Consider the following 6,828-nt stretch of genomic DNA (forward strand, 5'->3'; position numbering starts at 1 on the left):
AAAAAAGGAGTATTTTATGTCAGAAAACAACTATATTTCGATCAAAGGCGCACGCGTCAACAACCTAAAAAACATCGATGTAGATATTCCCCGCAACAAGCTTGTTGTCATCACCGGATTATCGGGTTCGGGAAAATCATCTCTTGCTTTTGATACGCTCTACGCAGAAGGACAACGCCGCTACGTGGAAAGTTTAAGCAGCTATGCGCGCCAGTTCCTGGGGCGAATGAGCAAACCGGAATGTGACTTTATCAAAGGGATTCCTCCCGCCATTGCTATCGAACAAAAAGTGAACAGCCGCAATCCCCGTTCTACTGTGGGCACCTCGACTGAAATTTACGAATATCTACGCCTGTTATATTCACGGGTAGGGAAAACGTATAGCCCCATCAGCGGACAAGAAGTAAAGAAGCACTCTACAGAAGACATTGTCAACTGCATGCTCTCATACCCGGAAGGTACAAGATATACGGTACTGACACCCATCCGCCTGCGTGAAGACCGCACCTTGCAACAGCAACTGGAGATAGACCTGAAACAAGGGTTCAACCGTATCGAAGTGAACGGTGAGATGAAGCGTATTGATGAATATACGCCTGTGGCAGGTGATGAAGTATATCTACTGGTGGACCGTATGGCTGTTGCCAACAGCAAAGACGCCATCAGCCGGCTGACTGATTCTGCCGAAACAGCCATGTATGAAGGCGACGGAACCTGTATGCTGCGTTTTTTTCTATCGGATGGAACTACGAAACTTCATACTTTCAGCACTAAATTCGAAGCGGACGGCATCATCTTTGAAGAACCGAACGACCAGATGTTTTCATTCAACTCGCCTATCGGTGCTTGTCCGGCGTGCGAAGGATTCGGCAAAGTAATCGGCATCGACGAGCACTTAGTCGTTCCGGATCGTTCATTATCGGTGCATGAAGGAGCTATCGTATGCTGGCGTGGCGAAAAGATGGGTGAATGGAAAGAAGAATTAATTCATAATGCGGAGAAATTCGACTTCCCCATTTTCACTCCTTATTATGAGTTGACAGACGCGCAACGCAGGTTACTTTGGGAGGGCAACCAATATTTCCACGGCATCAATGATTTTTTCAAGATGCTGGAAGAGAATCAATATAAGATACAATACCGGGTGATGCTGGCGCGTTACCGGGGAAAGACGCTTTGCCCGAAATGCCACGGCACCCGCCTGAAACCGGAAGCCGGATATGTACGAGTGGGTGGAAAAAACATTTCCGAACTGGTAGATTTGCCTATCACAGAGCTGAAGGAATTCTTCGATCATTTGGAACTGGACGAACACGACAACAACGTATCCCGACGTATCCTGGTTGAAATAAATAGCCGGATTCGTTTTCTAATTGATGTAGGTTTGGGCTATCTGACTTTGAACCGGCTTAGTAATTCCTTATCGGGTGGAGAGAGCCAGCGTATCAATCTGGCAACCTCGCTGGGAAGTAGCCTTGTAGGTAGTCTTTATATTCTCGATGAACCAAGTATCGGACTGCATAGCCGTGACACAGACCGTCTGCTCCATGTGTTGCGTCAACTGCAACAATTAGGAAATACGGTAGTGGTGGTAGAGCACGATGAAGAAATTATCCGTGCAGCCGATTACATTATCGACATAGGTCCCAATGCCGGACGCCTAGGTGGAGAAGTTGTCTACCAGGGAGATATGAAGGATTTAAAGAAGGGAAGCAACAGTTATACGGTACGTTATCTTTTAGGAGAAGATGAAATACCCGTTCCGAAGCATCGCCGGCCATGGAATAACTATATAGAATTGAAAGGCGCACGTGAGAATAATCTGAAAGGAGTAAACGTACGTATCCCTCTCAATGTAATGACAGTTGTTACGGGTGTTTCCGGTTCCGGGAAGAGTACATTGGTAAGAGATATTTTCTTCCGGGCATTGAAACGTGAATTAGACGAATGTAGTGACCGACCGGGAGAATTCACTTCAATCGGAGGAAGTTTGCGTGACCTGCGGAATGTAGAATTTGTAGACCAGAACCCGATTGGCAAATCATCGCGCTCAAATCCGGTGACTTACATCAAGGCTTACGACGAAATCCGCAAACTATGGTCCGAACAGCCTTTGGCGAAACAAATGGGATATACCCCCGGATTCTTCAGTTTCAATAGCGAAGGCGGACGTTGCGAAGAGTGTAAAGGAGAAGGAACCATTACTGTAGAAATGCAATTTATGGCAGACTTGGTGTTGGAGTGTGAATCTTGTCACGGAAAACGTTTCAAATCCGACACGCTGGAAGTGAAATTCAACGATAAAAGCATCTACGATGTATTGGAGATGACCGTCAACCAAGCGATTGAGTTCTTCAACGAACATGGACAGAAGAAAATTGTGAAGAAGTTACTTCCTTTGCAGGACGTAGGACTGGGATATATCAAATTAGGACAGGCTTCTTCTACCCTTTCCGGTGGTGAAAACCAACGTGTCAAACTCGCATTTTATTTAAGTCAGGAGAAAGCTGACCCAACGATGTTTATCTTTGACGAACCGACTACAGGATTACACTTTCATGATATCCGCAAACTGCTGGATGCTTTCGACGCATTGATTCGCCGGGGACACAGCATCGTTATCATCGAGCATAACATGGACGTCATCAAATGTGCCGATTATGTAATCGATCTCGGACCGGAAGGTGGAGATAAGGGTGGAAATATCGTAGCAGTGGGTACCCCGGAAGAAGTTGCTGCCTGCGGAGCAAGCTATACAGGGCAGTTTCTGAAAGAAAAACTAGGATAAGCAATCGTCAAAACTATAATAATACATCTATGTAATTAAGCCCTTGCAGAAGTTCTATATCTGCAGGGCTTAATATATGAAAAAAATCAATCTCTCTTACAAGTAGAAACCGAATCCAATCTTCACACCGAAACGCGACATATCTCCATCATTGAAACGCCATTTATAATAAACGGCAGGTTCAATGGTCACCGTACGCGAAAGGAAGTAAGCGTATCCGGCTTCGATGCCCAGTCCCCAGTCTGTCTGATGTTTTCCACCACTCCAACGGAAGCGGTTCCAGTCGAGTCCGCCACCCAGATAGATACCAGTTTTATTGAAGTAGAAACGTACTCCTGTACCCAGTGTATACTCATCTACTGGTTTCGACCAGTCGGCTCCAGCATTTACCATCAAGGCAATACCCTCGGCAAAAAATGTACCGACCTGTGCACCAACTCCAAACTTTGCTTTATCGTTTTTACTATACGAAAAGTCCAACCCCGACAATGAAGGATTAATAATCGTAGTTCCTTTCTCAAATTGCGCTTGTGCAGTAAAAGAGACTGCCAATAAGCAAAGAGCCAAAGCTAATTTCTTCATAAACTTACTTTTTTAAGTGAATATATTGTTCGTCTTTTTTGCGGCGTTCACGCATTTGTTCCTTTTTCCGAAGCACCAGCCAAAGAAGGAGGACGATGACATAAGAAACTGCCACCGTAATTATTTTCTCTGTCAGGCTGACTTCCGTATTACGAGGCAACAAATAAGCCGCTGTTACAGATACATAAATAAGGAATGCAAGCGCCACTCCTGTTGATTTTCTTATTTTCTTCATTCTGATAATTTTCTTGTTTTTTGCTTATTTATCCAGATATAGAACCAAACAGTCGCAACCATTACACACGCTATACCAACGCCATAGGAGACTGTATGCGAGAGTCCTAATCCTTCAGGAGCAATACATATATAAGTAGAACATACACATGTCATAAACAGTGCCGGTACCAAAGTAATGATATAAGGTTTCTTGGATACCGCCAGAAAAACTGTTATAGCCCACAAGGTAAACACAGCCAATGTCTGATTTGCCCAGGCAAAATAACGCCATATCATATTAAATCCGTTTGCATCACGCAAACTATACAAAAGCAAACCAATAGCTAGTACAAACATCGGAATACAAATGTACAAACGACGGCGCATACTTTTTTGTTCCATCCCCAGGAAGTCTGCCACAATCAGACGTGCCGAACGGAAAGCCGTATCACCCGAAGTTATCGGAGCGGCAATCACCCCCAAAATAGCGAGTACTCCGCCGATTGCCCCTAACCATTCTTTTGTGATGGCATCAACGATAACAGAAGCATTGCTTTCTTCCATTCCGTTTTCATGGAAAAAATAAGTAGCGGCAGCAGCCCAAATAAGAGCAACAATGCCCTCGGTAATCATTGCACCGTAAAATACCGGACGTCCATGCCGTTCCGAAGTCATACAACGGGCCATCAATGGGCTTTGCGTAGCATGGAAACCTGAAATGGCACCACAAGCAATACTCACAAACATAATCGGGAAGATAGGAAGTTCGCTCGCTTCCGGGTTCGTATTTTGCAATCCGTCCCATAACTCCGGCAAAGCCGGATGGTTAACATAGAGCATCACCAAAATGCCTACTGCCATAAACAACAAGGCAACCGCAAACAATGGGTAGATTTTACCTATTATTTTATCAACAGGCAGCAAAGTAGCCAGAATATAATATGCAAATACAACGATAATCCAAAACGTAGCATCCAAACTTTCCGGAGTGAGTTTTGCCAACAATCCGGCAGGACCTGCAACGAAAACTGACCCCACCAGAATCATTAAAATGACAGTAAATCCTCTCATCACCTGCTTGGTAGTCAGTCCCAAATAACGACCTATAATTTCCGGCAGGCTTTCACCTCCATTACGCAAAGAAAGCATTCCGGCAAAATAATCATGCACTGCCCCCGCAAAAATACTTCCCAGCACAATCCACAAGTATGAAGAGCTACCAAATTTCGCTCCCATGATTGCTCCGAAAATAGGACCTAATCCGGCAATATTGAGAAATTGAATCATGAAAATCTTCCAGGTGGGCAATGGAATATAGTCCACTCCATCCGCCTTGGTAAGAGCCGGTGTTTTACGGTCGTCAGGACCAAAGACGCGTTCCATCAGGCGTCCATACGTAAAATAGCCTACTATCAACGCCAGCAGGCATAGAGTAAATGTAATCATAGCGTGTCGTTTTTTTAACTTGGCAAATGTAACATAATCTCACGAAACAGCCCAACAATACCGACACTTTTACTAACTTTGCAGGGATTTAAAACAAAAAATAAAGAATATGCACTATACTATTTTCATTCTTTCACTTTTGTATCCTTTCCTCTCAATTGTTGCGCAACCCAAGCACGAAGTTCGTGCCGCATGGGTGACAGCGGTGTACGGACTGGATTGGCCTCGCACACGTGCGACAAACCCTCAAACAATCCGCAAGCAGAAAGAAGAGTTAATAGATATTCTTGATAAGTTAAAGGCTGCCAACTTCAACACTGTCCTATTTCAAACCCGTACTCGTGGAGATGTATTATATCCTTCGGCAATCGAACCTTTCAATTCGATCCTGACCGGAAAGCCAGGAGGAAATCCGGGATATGATCCACTGGCTTTTGCCGTTGAAGAATGTCATAAGCGAGGGATGGAATGTCATGCCTGGATGGTAACTATCCCACTAGGGAATAAGAAGCATGTTGCTTCGCTCGGCAGTCAGTCTGTCACCAAGCGGATGAAAGAAATATGCGTTCCTTACAAGTGCGAATATTTCCTCAATCCGGGACATCCGGCAACGAAGGAGTATTTGATGAAACTGGTGCGGGAAGTCGTTAGCGGTTATGATGTGGACGGAGTGCATTTCGACTATCTGCGTTATCCGGAGAATGCTCCTCTTTTTCCTGATAAATATGATTTCCGACGATACAATAAAGGACGCACACTGAATCAGTGGCGCCGGGATAATATCTCCGAAATTGTACGTTATATATATAAAGGTATAAAAGCTATGAAACCTTGGGTGAAAGTTAGTACCTGCCCGGTAGGTAAATACCGTGATACTTCTCGTTACCCCTCCCGGGGATGGAATGCTTTCTTTACCGTTTATCAGGACCCGCAAGGTTGGATGGGAGAAGGTATTATGGATCAAATTTATCCGATGATGTATTTCCAGGGAAACAATTTCTACCCTTTCGCCCTCGACTGGCAGGAACAGAGCAACGGACGGCAGGTGATTCCGGGACTCGGCATTTATTTTCTCCATCCCGATGAAGGTAAATGGACACGCGACGAAATAGATCGTCAGATGAACTTTATCCGCAAGCAGAAAATGGCGGGTGAAGGGCATTACCGGGTGAAATACCTGATGGAGAACACGCAGGGGATTTATGATGAATTATCCGAGAATTTTTATGCATACCCTGCTTTACAGCCTCCGATGCCATGGTTAGATAATGTTGCGCCAACTGCTCCTTCTGTACTGAAAGTTACTCACATTGATAATGGATATACGGAATTAACCTGGCAGGCTGCTACTGATAACGATCAGCGCAACAAGCCCATGTATGTTATTTATGCTTCTAATGATTATCCGGTAGATATCAACCGACCAGAAAATATCGTTGCACAAAATATTCGAGAGACGAGTTACGTATATGCCCCTATCCTGCCTTGGAATGCAAAAAAGCACTTCGCAGTGACGGCTATTGACCGCTATGGAAATGAAAGTACAGCGACACAGGAGCAAACGGTCCAGCAGTAAACCAAGTATTTAGAATCGACTTATTTGTTTCAAAACAGTATAAAAAAGAATGAAACGGTGCAGAAATGAACGAAAGTTTTTCCTACTATAAAGTTGAAAAACGGTTCTTCGTCAAATTTGGTGGTAATCTCTTTTTTATTTCAACTGTCTTCTTCTTTCTTAATCCTATTAAAAGTTGTAGATATGTTTGCTTTTTAGTAACTTTAAAGACACCACATCA

5 protein-coding genes are annotated in these 6,828 nt (G+C 44.2%); 2 read left to right on the forward strand and 3 right to left on the reverse strand.

The features are described from left to right. Positions 1-16: 16 nt before the first annotated feature. Entirely contained in the window at positions 17-2,788 is a 2,772-nt protein-coding gene (gene uvrA, locus N5O98_RS20615; RefSeq protein ID WP_004310291.1) for an excinuclease ABC subunit UvrA, read from the forward strand. A 96-nt stretch (positions 2,789-2,884) separates the two neighbouring features. Here the strand turns inward: uvrA and N5O98_RS20620 are convergent, their stop codons facing one another. Genes N5O98_RS20620 through N5O98_RS20630 form a run of 3 tightly spaced genes read right to left on the reverse strand, consistent with a single transcriptional unit; the run spans position 2,885 to position 5,032 of the window. Next, positions 2,885-3,370: an outer membrane beta-barrel protein gene (locus tag N5O98_RS20620; RefSeq protein ID WP_004300961.1), complete on the reverse strand. Its 486-nt coding sequence runs from the start codon at positions 3,368-3,370 to the stop codon at positions 2,885-2,887. Between the two features lie 4 nt (positions 3,371-3,374). Then, positions 3,375-3,605, reverse strand: a complete 231-nt coding sequence (locus N5O98_RS20625) for a hypothetical protein (protein ID WP_004310290.1) — start codon at positions 3,603-3,605, stop codon at positions 3,375-3,377. Then, positions 3,602-5,032 carry a carbon starvation CstA family protein gene (locus N5O98_RS20630; RefSeq protein ID WP_004310289.1) on the reverse strand — a complete coding sequence of 477 codons (1,431 nt, stop codon included), beginning with the start codon at positions 5,030-5,032 and terminating at the stop codon, positions 3,602-3,604. The genes N5O98_RS20625 and N5O98_RS20630 overlap by 4 nt, the downstream gene beginning before the upstream one ends. A 109-nt stretch (positions 5,033-5,141) precedes the next feature. Here N5O98_RS20630 and N5O98_RS20635 point away from each other — a divergent pair, with 109 nt between their 5' ends. Further along, positions 5,142-6,608, forward strand: coding sequence for a glycoside hydrolase family 10 protein (locus N5O98_RS20635; RefSeq protein ID WP_004310288.1), 1,467 nt, complete (start codon positions 5,142-5,144; stop codon positions 6,606-6,608). The last annotated feature ends 220 nt before the right edge of the window (positions 6,609-6,828 follow it).

The sequence above is a fragment of the Bacteroides sp. LFL-34 genome, from assembly GCF_027257075.1.
Taxonomy (GTDB): domain Bacteria; phylum Bacteroidota; class Bacteroidia; order Bacteroidales; family Bacteroidaceae; genus Bacteroides; species Bacteroides ovatus.

Coding starts and splice junctions, on each gene's coding strand:
- uvrA (WP_004310291.1), top strand. CDS start 17: ATGTCAGAAAACAACTATATTTCGATCAAAGGCGCACGCGTCAACAAC.
- N5O98_RS20620 (WP_004300961.1), bottom strand. CDS start 3,370: ATGAAGAAATTAGCTTTGGCTCTTTGCTTATTGGCAGTCTCTTTTACT.
- N5O98_RS20625 (WP_004310290.1), bottom strand. CDS start 3,605: ATGAAGAAAATAAGAAAATCAACAGGAGTGGCGCTTGCATTCCTTATT.
- N5O98_RS20630 (WP_004310289.1), bottom strand. CDS start 5,032: ATGATTACATTTACTCTATGCCTGCTGGCGTTGATAGTAGGCTATTTT.
- N5O98_RS20635 (WP_004310288.1), top strand. CDS start 5,142: ATGCACTATACTATTTTCATTCTTTCACTTTTGTATCCTTTCCTCTCA.